A 16,421-nucleotide genomic window follows, 5' to 3' on the forward strand; every position below is an offset into this window, starting at 1 on the left:
TTGAGCCCGACCGATAAACTGTTCTCGGACGACGCCGGGCGCAGCCCCCGACCGCGTCCGCCAATGATCAGCCAGCAGCCGCTGCAACCCCAGGGAGCGTTGTGTCCCGTCGTCTGTTCACCTCGGAGTCCGTGACCGAGGGTCACCCCGACAAGATCGCCGATCAGATCAGCGATGCCATTCTCGATGCGCTCCTGCGCGAGGACCCCACGTCCCGCGTCGCAGTGGAGACGCTCATCACGACCGGCCTGGTGCACGTGGCCGGCGAGGTCACGACCAAGGCGTACGCGCCGATCGCCCAGCTGGTGCGCGACACCATCCTGAACATCGGCTACGACTCGTCGAAGAAGGGCTTCGACGGCGCCTCCTGCGGTGTGTCGGTGTCGATCGGCGCGCAGTCCCCGGACATCGCTCAGGGCGTGGACACGGCGTACGAGTCCCGGGTCGAAGGTGCCGCCACAGGTGAAGAAGGCGACGAGCTGGACAAGCAGGGTGCGGGCGACCAGGGCCTGATGTTCGGCTACGCGTCGGACGAGACGCCGACGCTGATGCCGCTCCCGATCTTCCTGGCGCACCGTCTGTCGAAGCGCCTGTCCGAGGTCCGCAAGAACGGCACCATCCCCTACCTCCGTCCCGACGGCAAGACCCAGGTCACCATCGAGTACGACGGTGACAAGGCGGTCCGGCTGGACACGGTCGTGGTCTCCTCCCAGCACGCCAGCGACATCGACCTGGAGTCCCTGCTCGCCCCGGACATCCGCGAGTTCGTGGTGGAGCCGGAGCTGAAGGCCCTCCTGGACGACGGCATCAAGCTGGACACCGAGGGCTACCGCCTGCTGGTCAACCCGACCGGCCGCTTCGAGATCGGCGGTCCGATGGGTGACGCCGGCCTGACCGGCCGCAAGATCATCATCGACACCTACGGCGGCATGGCCCGCCACGGCGGCGGTGCCTTCTCGGGCAAGGACCCGTCCAAGGTCGACCGTTCGGCGGCGTACGCGATGCGCTGGGTCGCCAAGAACGTCGTCGCGGCCGGCCTCGCCTCCCGCTGCGAGGTCCAGGTGGCGTACGCCATCGGCAAGGCCGAGCCCGTCGGCCTCTTCGTGGAGACCTTCGGCACCGCCAAGGTCGACATCGACCGGATCGAGAAGGCCATCGACGAGGTCTTCGACCTCCGTCCGGCGGCCATCATCCGTGACCTCGACCTGCTGCGCCCGATCTACGGTCAGACCGCCGCGTACGGTCACTTCGGCCGCGAACTGCCCGAGTTCACCTGGGAGCGCACGGACCGCGTCGAGGAACTGCGCAAGGCCGCGGGTCTCTGAGCCCTCCGGCTCGGCACTTCTCCGGTTCTCCGACGAGGCCCGGCACTCCTTCGGGGGTGCCGGGCCTCGTCGCGTTCCCCGACCCCGCGGCCGCCGGACCGCCGCGCGTGCCTCGGACGGTCCCACCGCCGTCGCGCGCGCTCCTGGGCGGCGTCGGCTGTCAGTGGGGTTTGGGAGGATGGGCGTGTGAGCAGCGAGGACGGTACGAGGGGCGGGGGCGCGGCGGGGGACGGCGAGCCGGAGCAGCTGGCTCTCGTCCGGGAGGCCGTGCGCAGGGCCAAGGTGCCGCGGGCGAAACCGCGGACCTGGCGGGGGGCGGCGCTGGCCAAGGAGCTGCCCGTGGCCCGGGTGCTGGTCGACAAGGGCGTGCTGCACCTCGACCGGTACTTCGACTACGCGGTGCCGGAGGAGCTGGACGCGGTCGCCCAGCCCGGCGTGCGGGTGCGGGTGCGGTTCGGCGCCGGGGGGCGCAACGTCCGTGCAGGGCGACGGGAGGGCGGCTCGCTGATCGACGGCTTTCTCGTCGAGCGGGTCGCGGAGTCGGACTACTCCGGGCCGCTGGCCGCGCTCGCGCAGGTCGTCTCCCCGGAACCGGTGCTGGGGCCCGAGCTGTTGGGGCTGGCGCGGGCCGTGGCGGACCGGTACGCGGGGAGCCTCGCCGATGTGCTGCAGCTGGCCGTTCCGCCTCGGCACGGTCGGGCGGAGGCGGTGCGGATGGGTGAGCCGGCGTCCCCGCCGCCCGCACCCGAGCCGGGGTCGTGGCTGCGGTACGGCCGGGGGAGGGAATTCCTGCGGGCGCTGGCCGAGGGCGGCGCGCCCCGGGCCGTGTGGACCGCGTTGCCGGGGCCCGAGTGGGCCGAGGAGATCGCGCGGGCTGTGCAGGCGACGCTGGCGTCGGGGCGCGGGGCGCTCGTGGTCGTACCGGCCGGGCGGCCCGCCGCGCGGGTCGACGAGGCGCTCGGCCGGCTGCTGGGGGAGGGGCGGCACGCGCTGCTGACCGCCGACGCCGGGCAGGAGAGGCGGTACCGGGAGTGGCTGGCCGTGCGGCGGGGGGCTGTACGGGCTGTGGTGGGGACCCGCGCGGCCATGTTCGCGCCGGTGCGGGACCTCGGGCTGGTTGTCGTGTGGGACGACGGCGATGCGAGTCACAGTGATGACAACGCCCCGTTCCCGCATGTGCGGGAGGTCCTGGAGCTGCGGGCGTCCCGGGACAAGTGCGGCTTCCTGTTGGGGAGTTGGACTTGTACGGTCGAGGCCGCCCAGCTCGTCGAGAGCGGCTGGGCCGCGCCGATCGTGGCCGGGCGGGAGCAGGTCCGGGCCGCCGCGCCGCTGGTGCGGACCGTGGGGGACGCGGACCTCGCGCGGGACGAGGCCGCCCGGGCGGCGCGGTTGCCGAGTCTGGCCTGGCAGGTCGCGCGGGACGGATTGCGGGACGGCCCCGTGCTGGTGCAGGTGCCCCGGCGCGGATATGTGCCGCGGATGGCCTGCGCGCGCTGCCGTGAACCCGCGCGGTGTCGGCACTGCGCGGGACCGCTTCAGGCGCGGGACGACTCGGGTGCGCTGCGGTGCGGATGGTGCGGGCGTGAGGAGGGCGGCTGGCACTGCCCCGAGTGCGGGGGGCACCGGCTGCGGGCACAGATCGTGGGAGCGCGGCGGACCGCCGAGGAACTGGGGCGGGCCTTTCCCGCCGTGCCCGTGCGGACCTCCGGCCGGGAGCAGGTGCTCGACACCGTGCCGGGCACGCCCGCGCTGGTGGTGAGCACGCCCGGGGCCGAGCCGGTCGCGGAGGGCGGGTACGCGGCTGCCCTGCTGCTCGACGGCTGGGCGATGCTCGGCCGACCGGATCTGCGGGCCGGGGAGGACGCGCTGCGACGGTGGATCGGCGCGGCCGCGCTCGTACGGAACCAGGGGGACGGTGGCACGGTCGTCGTGGTGGCCGAGCCGACGCTGCGGCCCGTGCAGGCGCTCGTGCGGTGGGATCCGGTGGGGCACGCGGTGCGGGAACTCGCCGAACGGGCCGAGCTGGGGTTCCCCCCGGTGTCACGGATGGCCGCTGTGTCCGGCCCGGCCCAGGCGGTTGCCGATTTCCTCACCGCTGTCGAACTGCCCTCGGACGCGGAGGTGTTGGGGCCTGTGCCCGTGGCCGGCCCGCCGGTTCCCGGGGCGGGCGGAGGGCCTGCGGCAGGTGCGGGACGGGCGCGGCGGGCCGGGGTGCCGACACCGGGGGAGCAGTGGGAGCGGGCGCTGATCCGGGTGCCGCCGGGGAGCGGGGCCGCGCTGGCCGGCGCATTGAAGAGTGCACAGGCGGCGCGGATGGCGCGCGGGGTGAACGAGGGGGCGCGTGTGCGGATCCGGGTGGATCCGTTGGACATCGGGTGAGCGGCACGGGGGTCCGGGCGGCTCCGGCATGCGTCTGCCTCCCGGTCGGTCGGAGACCGGGAGGCAGACGTGGGGCGGGTCAGCCGTTGCGAGGGCCGGGGAACGCCGTGGGTCTCACGTCCTCGCGGAGGGTGGGGCTGCCCGCTGTCGGCTGCGTCGGCATGTGCGCGGGCACCGGGGCGGGCAGGGGAGCGGGCATCGAGCGGGCCGCCGGGACCGTGGGGATGCCGGAGCCGACGTTGACGGTGCGGGTGCCCTGGGGTTCCCCCGTGCGTTCCGCCTCGGCGGCGGCCTGCGCGGCGGCGCGGCGGGCGCCGTAACGGCGGTGTACGGCCTGCTTGGTGACCCCCAGGGCCGAGCCCACCGCGTCCCATGAGAAACCGAGCGAGCGGTCGAAGTCCACGGCTGCCGTGACGAGGGTCTCGACACTGTCCCGCAGCTCCTGGGCGAGGCGGACGGTCGGGGCGGGGGCGCGCCCGTAGACGACGAAGCCCGTGGAGGGGCCGGAGCGGCGCGGGCGGTAGACGTTGCCCAACTGGGCTGTGAGGGTGCGCAGTGCGTCCACCTGCCGGCGGACCCGCTCGATGTCCCGCACCAGCAAGTGCAGGCTGGCCCGAGCCTGGGCGTCGTGGGTTGCGTGGTCGGCCATGAACAAGCCTCTCGAACCGGCGTTGGAAAAGGGGAGGCGCCGCGATTGCGGCGCGTATCGGTCAACTCTTTCTTGACCAACGCGAATTCGCTCCGCTGGTAACGGGGTGGGGGCGTGGGGGCATATGCGTGGGGCGCGTGGGTGGGGGTGCGCCCCCGCTGGCGCTGGGCTCGGGCCTTGTTCTCCCACCTGTGCACCGCCCGCGCGGGGTGGGCCGGCAAGTGCGGGTCTCCCGCGGGGGTGCTCCGCCGTCGGCGACTGCGGGCCGTGGCGTGTGTTTTGGGGCGTTGAGTGGGTGGGCGGCTGCGGGAAGTGTGGAACATAGACTGGGCTGTTGTCCCGCGTTGTCGCGTGAGGGCGTACGAACTTTCGTCCGAGAGGCCGTCAGACATCCATGAAGCTCGTCTTCGCCGGTACCCCAGAGGTCGCTGTTCCCGCGTTGGACGCCTTGATCGCGTCGGGGAGGCATGAGGTGGCCGCGGTCGTGACGCGGCCGGACGCTCCGGCGGGGCGGGGGCGACGTCTGGTCGCGAGCCCGGTGGCGCAGCGGGCGGAGGAGGCCGGCATCGAGGTGCTGAAGCCCCACCGGCCCCGGGACGAGGCGTTTCTCGCGCGGCTCCGGGAGATCGCGCCCGACTGCTGCCCCGTCGTCGCCTACGGGGCCCTGCTGCCCCGGGTCGCCCTCGACGTGCCTGCGCACGGCTGGGTCAACCTGCACTTCTCCCTGCTGCCCGCCTGGCGGGGCGCCGCTCCCGTGCAGCACTCGATCATGGCCGGGGACGAGATCACGGGCGCGTCCACCTTCCTGATCGAGGAGGGGCTCGACTCCGGGCCCGTGTACGGAACGGTCACCGAGGAGATCCGGCCGACCGACACGAGCGGGGACCTGCTGACCCGGCTCGCCTTCGCGGGCTCCGGGCTGCTCGCCGCCACGATGGACGGGATCGAGGACGGCACCCTGAAGGCCGTGCCCCAGCCCGCCGACGGGATCACCCTCGCGCCGAAGATCACCGTGGAGGACGCCCGGATCGACTGGGCCACCCCCGCGCTGCGCGTCGACCGGGTCGTGCGCGGCTGCACACCCGCGCCGGGCGCGTGGACGACGTTCCGTGGGGAGCGGCTGAAGCTCGTCCATGTCGCGCCGGTGCCCGAGCGGACCGAACTCGCCCCGGGCGCGCTCGACGTCGGCAAGAACAACGTGTACGTCGGGACCGGATCGTACGCCGTCGAACTGCTCTGGGTGCAGGCGCAGGGCAAGAAGCCGATGCGGGCCGCCGACTGGGCGCGCGGGGTGCGGATCGAATCCGGCGAGTCGGTCGGAGCCTGAGCGACTCGGTTCTCGGTCCTCGATTCTCGATTCCGCCGGGCACGTCGCCGCCCCGACCGCAGGTCTGCGCGGCCGACGCCCGGTGGTCCGCCCCCGCGGCGTACCCTGGCCGTGATGTCTCGTCCCGTATCCGGAGCACCTTTTTCGTGAGTGAGCAGTCCCGTCCGGGCAAGCCGGGCAAGCCGTACCGCCGTCCCCAGAAGGACCCCGTCCGTATGCTCGCCTTCGAGGCGCTCCGGGCCGTGGACGAGCGGGACGCGTACGCGAATCTCGTCCTGCCGCCGCTGCTGCGCCGGGCGCGGGAGAAGGAAGGGCCCGAGAAGTTCGACGGGCGGGACGCGGCGCTGGCGACCGAGCTGGTGTACGGGACGCTGCGGCGGCAGGGGACGTACGACGCGGTCATCGCGGAGTGCGTCGACCGGCCCTTGCGTGAGGTCGACCCGCCCGTGCTCGATGTGCTCAGCCTCGGTGCCCACCAGCTGCTGGGCACCCGGATCCCGACGCACGCCGCCGTGTCCGCCTCCGTCGACCTCGCGCGCGTCGTGCTCGGCGACGGACGGGCGAAGTTCGTGAACGCCGTGCTGCGCAAGGTGGCGCGGCACGACCTCGACGGCTGGCTGGAGCGGGTCGCGCCGCCCTACGAGGACGACCCGGAGGACCACCTCGCGGTCGTGCACTCGCACCCCCGCTGGGTCGTCTCCGCCCTGTGGGACTCCCTCGGCGGCGGGCGGTCCGGGATCGAGGAACTGTTGGAGGCCGACAACGAGCGGCCCGAGGTCACGCTCGTCGCCCGGCCCGGACGGTCCACCGCCGAGGAACTGCTTCGGGAGGAGTCCGCGGTGGCGGGGCGCTGGTCGCCGTACGCCGTGCGGCTCTCCGAGGGTGGGGAGCCGGGTGCCGTGGACGCCGTACGGGAAGGCAGGGCGGGGGTGCAGGACGAGGGCAGCCAGTTGGTGGCGCTCGCTCTCGCCCACGCGCCCTTGGAGGGTCCGGACAAGGCCTGGCTCGACGGGTGTGCCGGGCCCGGCGGCAAGGCCGCGCTGCTGGCCGCCCTCGCCGCCGAGCGCGGGGCCGTGCTGCTCGCCTCCGAGAAGCAGCCGCACCGGGCCGGGCTGGTCGCCAAGGCGCTGAACGGCAATCCAGGCCCGTACCAGGTGATCGCCGCCGACGGCACCCGCCCGCCCTGGCGGCCGGGGTCGTTCGACCGGGTGCTGATGGACGTGCCCTGTACGGGGCTGGGGGCCCTGCGGCGGCGCCCCGAGGCCCGTTGGCGGCGACGGCCCGAGGACCTGGACGGGTTCGCCCCGCTCCAGCGGGCGCTGCTGCGGACCGCGCTGGAGTCCGTGCGGGTCGGTGGAGTCGTCGGCTACGCGACCTGCTCGCCGCACCTCGCCGAGACCCGCGCGGTCGTCGACGACGTGCTCAAGCAGTACGGCGACGCGGCCGACCTGATCGACGCGCGGCCCCTGCTGGAGGGCGTACCGGCGCTGGGCGAGGGGCCCGACATCCAGCTGTGGCCCCATCTGCACGGGACGGACGCCATGTACCTGGCCCTCATCCGCCGGGTCGCGTGACGTTCCGCCCTGTCAGCCGTGCGGCCCGGCGGCGCCGCCCACCGGTTCCTTCGGCGGCGGTGGCGGTGTTCCGCCGTCCTCCCGGGCCAGTCTGTGGGGCCACCACACCTTCGGGCCGACGTCCAGGAACAGGGCCGTGACCAGCACGGAGCGGACGATGAAGGTGTCCAGGAGCACGCCCAGGGCGACCGCGAAGCCGATCTCCGCGAAGGCGACCATGGGGAGCGTGCCGAGGGCGGCGAAGGTGCCGGCGAGAACCAGGCCGGCCGAGGTGATCACCGCGCCCGTCGTCGCGAGGCCCGTCACCACGGCCTTGCGGGTGCCCTGCCGGGCGGCCTCCTCGCGGATGCGGGTGGTCAGGAAGATGTTGTAGTCGATGCCCAGGGCGACCAGGAACACGAAGACGAACAGGGGGAAGTCGGTCGACTCGCCCGCGTAGTCGAAGAGGTGTCTGAACGCGAGCGCGCTGATGCCCAGCGCGGCGGTGAAGGAAAGGATCACCGTCCCGATCAGCAGGAGCGGGGCGACCAGGGCGCGGAGCAGGGCACAGAGGATCAGCAGGACCACGACCAGCACCAGCGGGATGATCAGGATGTTGTCGTGGACGGTCGCCCTGTCCATGTCCAGCAGGGCCGCCGTACCGCCGCCCACCTGGGCGTCGGCGTCCGGCACGGCGTGCACGGCGTCCCGGACCCGCTCGACGGTCTGCTTCGCCGCCTCGCTGTCGGCCGGGTCGGACATGGTCGCCTCGAAGAGGACCCGGCCGTCGTGGGCGGGTTTCGTGCCCGGTGGCAGGCCGAGGGAGTCCGGCACGACCCCTTCCGTGTCGGCGACGACCCGGCCCACCTCCCGGGCCTGCGCCTGATTGCTGATGATCACCAGAGGATCGCCGCTGCCCGCGGGGAAGTAGCGCGCGGAGATCTCCTGGCCGACGATCGAGTCCGGCTTGCCGGTGAAGGCGTCCGCGTTGCTGATGCCTTCCGCGCGCAGCTGGATCAGGCCCAGTGAGCACAGCGCGAGGGCGGCCGCCGTCGCCACCCAGACCGTGCGGGGGCGGCGGGAGAAACGCTGGCCCATCCGGGCCCACACACCCCGCTCGGTCGGGTCGGCGGAGCCCAGGTGCGGGATCACCGGCCAGAAGATCCAGCGGCCGAAGATCACCAGCAGGGCGGGGAACAGCGTCAGCATCGCGAGCAGCGCGATCGCGACACCGATGGCCGCCACCGGACCCAGACCGCTCGTGGAGTTCATCTCCGCGGCCAGCAGCACCAGCATGCTCAGCACGACCGTCGCGCCGGACGCCAGCACCGCCGGGCCCGCCCGGTGCAGGGCGAGGGCCATCGCCTCGTGGCGGTCCTCGTGACGGCGCAGCTCCTCGCGGTAGCGGGCCACGAGCAGCAGGGCGTAGTCGGTGCCCGCGCCGAAGACGAGGACGGTGAGGATGCCCGCGCTCTGGCCGTTCACGGTCAAGCCGGCGTGTTCCGCGAGCAGATAGATCAGGGCCTGGGCCGTGAACAGGGCCGCGATGACCGCGAGGAGCGGCACCAGGATGAGGGTCGGACTCCGGTAGGTGAGCAGCAGCATCACGATGACGACGGCCATCGCCGACAACAGCAGCGTGGAGTCGATGCCCTCGAAGGCTTCCGAGAAGTCGGCGGACGTACCGCCGGGGCCCGTGATGTGCACGGTGAGCCCGTCGCCGCCCTCACCCACGTCGTTCCTGATCGAGTCCACCGCGGGCGCGATCCGCTCCCAGCCCTTCTCGTCCATCGTGATCGGCACCAGGACCTGGGCGGCTCTCGGGTCGACCGCGCGGTCGTAGACGGGACCACGGGTCTGGTCGCCGATGATCTTGTGGGCGGTCAGCTGCTTGAGCTCCCGTACGTCCGCCTCGATCGTCGCCCGGTCCTCGGCGGTCAGACCGCTCTCCCGGGCGTAGATCACGACCGCCGGGATCTGTTCCGGCCGGAAGTCCTCGGAGATCTCCAGGACCTGGGTCGACTCGGCCGAGCCCGGCAGCCAGGAGGCGGCGTCGTTGTCCTGGGCGTCGGTGAGCTTCGTGGCGAACGGCGCGACCACGAACAGCACCACCAGCCACAGTCCCAGCACGACCCACTTGGCCCGCCGCCCGCAGACGAGATGGCCGATGCCGCGGTTCCCTGTCATACCGACCTCCACAACCGCGCCCTGCCAGGGGCGCGGGACGGTGACATCTGCGGCTCCGTCGCGTGGGTGCGAGCAACCACGACGGGCCCGTGGCCGACGTACCACCGTCTACACCCCGGACCGATGCCCGCAACCCCCGGAGAGCATGGCAGTCTTGGCCCATGGCCGCGCAGATCAACCCCAGCATCCTGTCCGCCGACTTCGCCCGTCTCGCCGACGAGGCGAAGGCGGTCGAGGGAGCCGACTGGCTCCATGTAGACGTGATGGACAACCATTTCGTCCCGAACCTCACGCTCGGTGTGCCGGTCGTAGAGTCCCTGGCCCGTGCGACGGAGACGCCGCTGGACTGCCATCTGATGATCGAGGCCCCCGATCGGTGGGCACCCCAGTACGTGGAAGCGGGTGCCGGTTCCGTCACCTTTCACGTGGAGGCCGCCGCCGCGCCGGTGCGGCTCGCCCGCGAGATCCGGGCCAAGGGCGCCAGGGCCTCCATGGCGCTCAAGCCCGCGACGCCGATCGAACCGTTCGAGGACCTGCTCCCCGAACTCGACATGGTGCTGATCATGACGGTCGAACCGGGCTTCGGAGGCCAGGCCTTTCTCGACATCATGCTCCCGAAGATCCGCCGGACCCGCGAGTTGATCAGCAAGCACGGCCTCGACCTGTGGCTCCAGGTCGACGGCGGCGTCGCCGCGTCCACCATCGAGCGCTGCGCCGAGGCCGGCGCGGACGTCTTCGTCGCCGGTTCCGCGGTCTACGGGGCGCAGGACCCGGCCGAGGCGGTCCGCGCGCTGCGGGCCCAGGCGGAGGCCGCGACGGCGACCGCGGGCTGGGCCTGCGGCCACTGAGTACCGGGCCTGCGGCCACTGAATTACGGAGGAACGCCCGGGCGAACGCCGAGGCCGGCGGGGCACGTCGTGCGTCCAGAGGGCCAAGGAAACGTGAACGGCGTTCCTTCGGGCTGATCGAAAACGTCGGATCTGCAAGGATGAACGGCGTATCCATGTGTGAAGAGCAGTGAGGAGATGACCGTGTCGGGTATGTCGGCGGGCCGGTCAGCCATGCGGATGGGACCCGCTGAGCTGGTTCAGGCGGCGGCCATGGCACGCCGTTTCTACCTCGAGGGCAAGTCCAAGATCCAGATCGCCGAGGAGTTCGGCGTGAGCCGCTTCAAGGTGGCCCGGGTCCTGGAGACCGCCCTCGAGCGGGATCTCGTACGGATCGAGATCCGTGTCCCGGCGGAGCTGGACGCGGAGCGTTCCGACGCACTGCGGGCCCGGTACGGCCTGCGGCACGCCGTGGTCGTCGAGTCCCCGGCCGACGCCGAGGAGTCCCCCGACCCGGAGAACCTCGGCGAGGTCGCCGCGGACCTGCTCGGTGAACTGGTCAACGAGGGCGATGTCCTCGGCCTCGCCTGGGGCCGCTCCACCATCCACATGGCGGCCGCCCTGGACCGGCTGCCGCCCTGCACGGTGGTGCAGCTGACGGGCGTGTACGACGCCGGGACCGCCGAGCGCGGCTCGGTCGAGGCGGTACGGCGGGCCGCCCAGGTGTCCGGCGGCGACGCCCACCCCATCTACGCGCCGATGCTGCTGCCGGACGCGGCCACCGCGGCCGCGCTGCGCCACCAGACCGGGATCGCGCGGGCCTTCGAGTACTTCGACAAGGTCACGGTCGCCTGTGTCTCCATCGGTTCCTGGGAGGCGGGCATCTCCACCGTGCACGACATGCTCAGCGACGAGGAGCGGGGGCACTACGCCTCCCTCGGGGTCGCCGCCGAGATGTCGGCGCACCTCTTCGACGCCGACGGCCGCAGGGTCGGGCGCGACCTCGGCGAGCGGTGCATCACGGTCAAGGCCGACCAGCTCCGCCGTATCCCCGAGGTCGTCGCGATCGCGGGCGGGCAGCGCAAGGCGGCCGCGATCGACGCCGTCCTGCGTTCGGGGCTGGTGACCAGCCTCGTCACGGACACCTCGGCCGCGGACTACCTGCTCACGGCCGGTCAGACGCCGCGTCCGGCACTCAACCGGGCGGACCCGGACGGGGTGTGACGCCGTCACGCTCCGCTGTGGCCTGTCGCGCGGTTCCCCGCGCCCCTGACGGGGGCGGGGGTGACGGCATCGCCAACGGGCCGCGGACCGGATTCGCTCTCGGAGGATCCTCCGAGGCGTCCCACCGCCCCTCTGGATGATCCGTGGGGGCCGCTCATACCCGCCGACATGGGACAATGAGGTACGTGCTCTTCCCCCTGGCGGTCCTGTCAGGGGGTCACCTCTGATCGACTGGGATGTGCGGCACGTGCGTTTCCTCAATGACATCCAGCCCGCGTACGACCTGACGTACGACGACGTCTTCATGGTCCCGAGCCGTAGCGCCGTCGGATCGCGGCAGGCCGTGGACCTGGCCTCCCCGGACGGTACGGGCACCACCATCCCCCTCGTCGTCGCCAACATGACCGCCATCGCCGGCCGCCGGATGGCCGAGACGGTCGCCCGCCGCGGCGGCCTGGTGGTCATCCCGCAGGACATCCCGATCGAGGTCGTCACCGACGTCATCTCCTGGGTGAAGAGCCGCCACCTCGTCCTCGACACCCCGATCGTGCTGAACCCCCACCAGACGGTCGCCGACGCGCTGGCCCTGCTGCCGAAGCGCGCGCACAACGCGGGCGTCGTCGTCGACGAGGGGCTCCGGCCGGTCGGCGTCGTCACCGACACGGATCTCACCGGTGTGGACCGCTTCACCCAGCTCGAAGTCGTCATGTCCCGGGACCTGTTGCTCCTCGACGCCGACATCGACCCCCGTGAGGCCTTCAACCGGCTCGACGCGGCCAACCGCCGGTACGCCCCGGCCGTCGACCGGGACGGCCGTCTCGCGGGCATCCTGACCCGCAAGGGCGCGCTCCGCGCCACGCTGTACAGCCCCGCCGTCGACGCGAACGGCAAGCTGCGGGTCGCCGCCGCCGTCGGCGTCAACGGCGACTTCGTGAGCAAGGCCAAGCAGTTGCTCGACGCGGGCGTCGACACGCTCGTCATCGACACCGCGCACGGCCACCAGGAGTCGATGATCAACGCGATCAAGCTGGTGCGCGATCTCGACCCCCGGGTGCCGATCGTGGCGGGCAACATCGTCGCCGCCGAGGGTGTGCGGGACCTGATCGAGGCCGGCGCGGACATCATCAAGGTCGGTGTCGGGCCCGGCGCGATGTGCACGACCCGCATGATGACCGGGGTCGGGCGGCCGCAGTTCTCCGCCGTCCTGGAGTGCGCGGCCGAGGCGAAGAAGTACGGGAAGCACGTGTGGGCCGACGGCGGTGTGCGCCACCCCCGCGATGTCGCCATGGCGCTCGCCGCGGGCGCGTCCAACGTGATGATCGGGTCGTGGTTCGCGGGGACGTACGAGTCGCCCGGCGACCTCCAGCAGGACGCCGGCGGGCGGCTGTACAAGGAGTCGTTCGGGATGGCGTCCGCGCGGGCCGTCCGCAACCGGACGAGCGAGGAGTCGGCCTACGACCGGGCGCGCAAGGCGCTGTTCGAGGAGGGCATCTCGACGTCGCGGATGTTCCTGGACCCGGCGCGGCCGGGGGTCGAGGACCTGATCGACTCGGTGATCGCGGGGGTGCGGTCCTCTTGCACGTACGCGGGGGCCGGGTCGTTGGAGGAGTTCGCCGAGCGGGCGGTCGTCGGGGTGCAGAGCGCTGCGGGGTACGCGGAGGGGAAGCCTCTGCACGCCAGCTGGAGTTAGGGCGCCTGCCGGTTCGGGGGATCCGCAGGGCGGCGGGTGCGGGTGCGGCGTGGCTTGTCGCGCGGTTCCCCGCGCCCCTGGCCATGCTGCCGTTTCCCCTGTCCGGACCGTGCGCGCAATGGTCCGAGACGACCCGTGCAACGAACCTTCGCGCACCCGTGAGCAACGCAACGATCTTGCGTCGGCGCGCAAGGTTGCCGCATTACGCTCGTGAAGCTCTGGCTCATAGGGTCATGCGCTGTACGTGGCGTGGCGGGGACCTCCTGCTCGGTGGCCCCCTGCTGTTCGGTGCTGTCGGTCCTCACCCGCCCTGACCGGCAGCGATGAAGGAGCCACGCGTGCTCGACCAAGGCGCACCCCCGCAGCATGAGAATCGGTCCGCCCCGCCCTCCGTGGGCCTCGGGGCGGGGCTGATGCGCCGCAAGCCCGTGGAACGCCTGGTCGCGGAGGGCGGCCAGGGCGAGGGAGGGTCGCTGCGGCGGTCCCTCGGGCTGTGGCAGCTGACGATGATCAGCATCGGAGCCACGCTCGGCACCGGCATCTTCGTCGTCCTCGGCGAGGCCGTCCCCAAGGCCGGTCCCGCCGTCACCCTCTCCTTCGTGATCGCGGGTCTCACGGCGTTGTTCTCGGCGCTGTCCTACGCGGAGCTGGCCGGCACCATCCCGGTCTCCGGGTCCTCCTACTCGTATGCGTACGCAACGATGGGTGAGCTGGTCGCCTGGGTATGCGGCTGGTGTCTGGTGCTGGAGTACGGGGTGTCGGTGTCCGCCGTCGCCGTCGGCTGGGGCGAGTACCTCAACGAGCTGCTGGACGGGACGATCGGCGTGACCATCCCGGCCGCGCTGTCCGCGCCGCCCGGCGACGGGGGCATCTTCAACCTGCCTGCGCTGATCGTCGTCCTGCTGGCGATGGCCTTCCTGCTGGGCGGCGCCCGGGAGTCGGCCCGGGCCAACACGATCATGGTCGTGGTGAAGATCGCCGCCCTGCTGCTCTTCTGCCTCATCGGCCTCCAGGGCTTCCGCTCCGGCAACTACGAGAACTTCATGCCGCTCGGCATGGCGGGCGTCAGCGCGGCCGGGGCCACGCTCTTCTTCTCGTACATCGGGTTCGACGCGGCCTCGACCGCCGGTGAGGAGGCGAAGAACGCACAGCGCGACCTGCCGCGCGCCATCATGCTGTCGCTGGTCGTCGTCACCGCGCTGTACGTGCTGGTCGCCGCCGTCGCGATCGGGGCGCGGCCCTGGGAGGGGTTCGGCGAGTCCGAGGCCGCGCTCGCCGGGATCATGAAGGACGTCACCGGGGACGCGTTCTGGGGCACGCTGCTGGCGGCCGGTGCCGTCATCGCCATCGCGAGCGTGGTGCTCACCGTGCTGTACGGGCAGACCCGCATCCTGTTCGCCATGTCACGCGACGGGCTCGTGCCCAAGGTGTTCTCGCGCGTCCATCCGAAGACCGGGACACCCCGTGTCAACACCGTGATCGTGTCGCTGTTCTGCGGTGTCCTCGCCGCCGCCATCCCGCTGGGGCAACTCGCCGACGCGACGAGCATCGGTACGCTGTTCGCGTTCGCCCTGGTCAACGTGGCGGTCGTGGTGCTGCGGCGGACGCGGCCCGACATGCCGCGCACCTTCCGGGTGCCGCTGTCGCCGGTGCTGCCCGCTCTGGGATTCGCCTTCTGCGTCTGGATGATGGGCAGCCTCGACACCGTCACCTGGGTCGTCTTCGGGGTCTGGATGGCCGCCGGGCTCGTGTTCTACTTCAGTTACGGCTATCGCCGTTCCCGTCTCGCGACTCCAGAGAAGTGATCCACCCGCAGTGCTGAACGATCTCGACGAACGCATCGTGCACGCCCTCGCCGAGGACGCCCGCCGCTCCTACTCCGACATCGGCCAACTCGTGGGGCTCTCCGCGCCCGCGGTGAAGCGGCGGGTGGACCGGCTGCGGGCGACCGGGGCGATCACCGGATTCACCGTCCGGGTGGACCCCGCCGCGCTCGGGTGGGAGACCGAGGGGTTCGTCGAGATCTACTGCCGGCGCAACACCTCGCCGGAGACGATCCAACGGGGGCTGGAGCGGTATCAGGAGGTGGTGGCCGCGTCGACGGTCACCGGTGAGGCCGATGCCGTGGTGCAGGTGTTCGCTTCCGACATGCGGCACTTCGAGCGGGTGTTGGAGCGGATCGCCGGGGAGCCGTTCGTCGAGCGGACCAAGTCGGTGTTGGTGCTGTCGCCCTTGTTGCGCAGGTTCTCGTCCGGGTCGCCCGCCTGAGATCTCGGGGCGGGTGGTTCGTCGGCGGGTGCGGGTGTGTGGGGGCTGTTCGCGCAGTTCCCCGCGCCCCTTGAAGCGCCCGGTTTCTCAAGTCACTCCGCGGTCTTTCTGGCCAGGGCGTTGTTGCCGATCGAGTTGTGGACGCTGAAGCTCACCGCGTCCGGGCGGTAGCGGTCGTCGGACCACTCCACCGGGCGGCCCTCGCGGGTGGTGGTGACCCGCCGGACCCGCAGGAGCGGGCTGGTGCGGCGCACGGTGAGGAGTTCGGCGTCCCGGGCGCCCGCCGCCACGGCGTCGATGACGTGCTCCCCGTAGGCGAAGACCAGGCCCGTGTCGTCGAGCAGGCGCTGGGTCACCGAGGGGCAGTCCTCCTCGATGGGCTCGACGGCCGGGGAGATCCAGTCGGCGTAGACCGTGCGCTCCAGCAGGACGGGCTGCCCGTCCAGGCCGCGCAGCCGCAGCACGTGCAGGACCTGGGCGCCCGGGGCGAGCTGCAGGCGTACGCGGTCCTCGGCGGTGGCCGTCCGGTACTCCTGGGTGATCACCCGGCCCGTCGCCTCGCGGCCCATCGCGCGCGCCCACTGGGCGAAGCTGCGCAGCTCCGCGAAGCTCTGGCTGCGGCGGCCGGCCAGCACCACCCGGCGGGCACCCTGGCGTGAGCCGATGAGGCCCTCGGCGGTCAGGGTCGCCACGGCCTGGCGGACCGTGCCGCGTGAGACGCCGTAGCGGGCCGCGAGTTCGGTCTCCGGCGGCAGCAGACTGCCCACCGTGTACTCCTCACGGTCGATCGCCCGCCGCAGTGCCTCGGCGATCTCCTCGTGTCGCGCCGCCATGGTCCCCCTCCGCTCGTCCGGTCGCCCGCTGTGCGCAGCACGACCAGCCTAACGAGGTGGGGAAGGGGGCGGCGAACGCGGCCTTCGGGCGGGAATTGTGCGGGAAAACGTGCACGAGTATTTCGCCGTTGTTTACGTGCGTGATATGAAGCGCGGACC

At 72.3% G+C, this 16,421-nt stretch carries 12 protein-coding genes; 9 read left to right on the forward strand and 3 right to left on the reverse strand.

Translation table 11 applies throughout. The features are described from left to right. The first annotated feature begins 101 nt into the window (after positions 1-101). Positions 102-1,325: a methionine adenosyltransferase gene (gene metK, locus ACZ9QC_RS35075; protein ID WP_472916756.1), complete on the forward strand. Its 1,224-nt coding sequence runs from the start codon at positions 102-104 to the stop codon at positions 1,323-1,325. Between the two features lie 186 nt (positions 1,326-1,511). Beyond that, positions 1,512-3,704 (forward strand): primosomal protein N', encoded by a 2,193-nt coding sequence (locus tag ACZ9QC_RS35080; RefSeq protein ID WP_472916757.1) that lies wholly within the window; start codon positions 1,512-1,514, stop codon positions 3,702-3,704. A gap of 79 nt (positions 3,705-3,783) precedes the next feature. Here ACZ9QC_RS35080 and ACZ9QC_RS35085 read toward each other — a convergent pair whose 3' ends face one another. Next, entirely contained in the window at positions 3,784-4,353 is a 570-nt protein-coding gene (locus ACZ9QC_RS35085) for a hypothetical protein (protein ID WP_215450997.1), read from the reverse strand. A 394-nt stretch (positions 4,354-4,747) separates the two neighbouring features. On the opposite strand from ACZ9QC_RS35085, the gene fmt reads away from it, so the two are divergent. Both fmt and ACZ9QC_RS35095 read left to right on the forward strand, forming a co-directional pair. After that, positions 4,748-5,680, forward strand: coding sequence for a methionyl-tRNA formyltransferase (fmt, locus tag ACZ9QC_RS35090; RefSeq protein ID WP_184896410.1), 933 nt, complete (start codon positions 4,748-4,750; stop codon positions 5,678-5,680). Between the two features lie 146 nt (positions 5,681-5,826). Further along, positions 5,827-7,254, forward strand: coding sequence for an RsmB/NOP family class I SAM-dependent RNA methyltransferase (locus tag ACZ9QC_RS35095; protein ID WP_472916758.1), 1,428 nt, complete (start codon positions 5,827-5,829; stop codon positions 7,252-7,254). A 12-nt stretch (positions 7,255-7,266) separates the two neighbouring features. Here ACZ9QC_RS35095 and ACZ9QC_RS35100 read toward each other — a convergent pair whose 3' ends face one another. After that, positions 7,267-9,420, reverse strand: coding sequence for an MMPL family transporter (locus tag ACZ9QC_RS35100; protein ID WP_472916759.1), 2,154 nt, complete (start codon positions 9,418-9,420; stop codon positions 7,267-7,269). Positions 9,421-9,581: 161 nt separating this feature from the next. Between ACZ9QC_RS35100 and rpe the strand changes: the two genes are divergently transcribed. The 5 genes from rpe to ACZ9QC_RS35125 all read left to right on the forward strand — a co-directional run bounded on the left by rpe (position 9,582) and on the right by ACZ9QC_RS35125 (position 15,429). Further along, a complete protein-coding gene (gene rpe / locus ACZ9QC_RS35105; protein WP_215451001.1) occupies positions 9,582-10,268 on the forward strand; it encodes a ribulose-phosphate 3-epimerase in 687 nt (228 codons plus the stop codon). Positions 10,269-10,427: 159 nt separating this feature from the next. Continuing rightward, entirely contained in the window at positions 10,428-11,471 is a 1,044-nt protein-coding gene (locus ACZ9QC_RS35110; protein WP_467294776.1) for a sugar-binding transcriptional regulator, read from the forward strand. Positions 11,472-11,718: 247 nt separating this feature from the next. Next, complete coding sequence (locus tag ACZ9QC_RS35115) at positions 11,719-13,161, forward strand: GuaB1 family IMP dehydrogenase-related protein (protein ID WP_472916760.1); 1,443 nt, start codon at positions 11,719-11,721, stop codon at positions 13,159-13,161. 338 nt (positions 13,162-13,499) lie between these two features. Beyond that, on the forward strand, positions 13,500-14,966 hold the full coding sequence (locus ACZ9QC_RS35120; RefSeq protein ID WP_472916761.1) for an amino acid permease: 1,467 nt from the start codon (positions 13,500-13,502) through the stop codon (positions 14,964-14,966). Between the two features lie 10 nt (positions 14,967-14,976). Next, positions 14,977-15,429: an Lrp/AsnC family transcriptional regulator gene (locus ACZ9QC_RS35125; RefSeq protein ID WP_045557267.1), complete on the forward strand. Its 453-nt coding sequence runs from the start codon at positions 14,977-14,979 to the stop codon at positions 15,427-15,429. A 92-nt stretch (positions 15,430-15,521) separates the two neighbouring features. Here the strand turns inward: ACZ9QC_RS35125 and ACZ9QC_RS35130 are convergent, their stop codons facing one another. Next, a complete protein-coding gene (locus ACZ9QC_RS35130; protein WP_319105963.1) occupies positions 15,522-16,262 on the reverse strand; it encodes a GntR family transcriptional regulator in 741 nt (246 codons plus the stop codon). Positions 16,263-16,421 lie beyond the last annotated feature (159 nt).

It is taken from the genome of Streptomyces sp. HUAS MS02, from assembly GCF_055702265.1.

Bases quoted from the DNA above. Each gene is read 5' to 3' on its own strand.
- ACZ9QC_RS35085 (WP_215450997.1), bottom strand. From the start codon at position 4,353: ATGGCCGACCACGCAACCCACGACGCCCAGGCTCGGGCCAGCCTGCAC.
- fmt (WP_184896410.1), top strand. From the start codon at position 4,748: ATGAAGCTCGTCTTCGCCGGTACCCCAGAGGTCGCTGTTCCCGCGTTG.
- ACZ9QC_RS35100 (WP_472916759.1), bottom strand. From the start codon at position 9,420: ATGACAGGGAACCGCGGCATCGGCCATCTCGTCTGCGGGCGGCGGGCC.
- rpe (WP_215451001.1), top strand. From the start codon at position 9,582: ATGGCCGCGCAGATCAACCCCAGCATCCTGTCCGCCGACTTCGCCCGT.
- ACZ9QC_RS35130 (WP_319105963.1), bottom strand. From the start codon at position 16,262: ATGGCGGCGCGACACGAGGAGATCGCCGAGGCACTGCGGCGGGCGATC.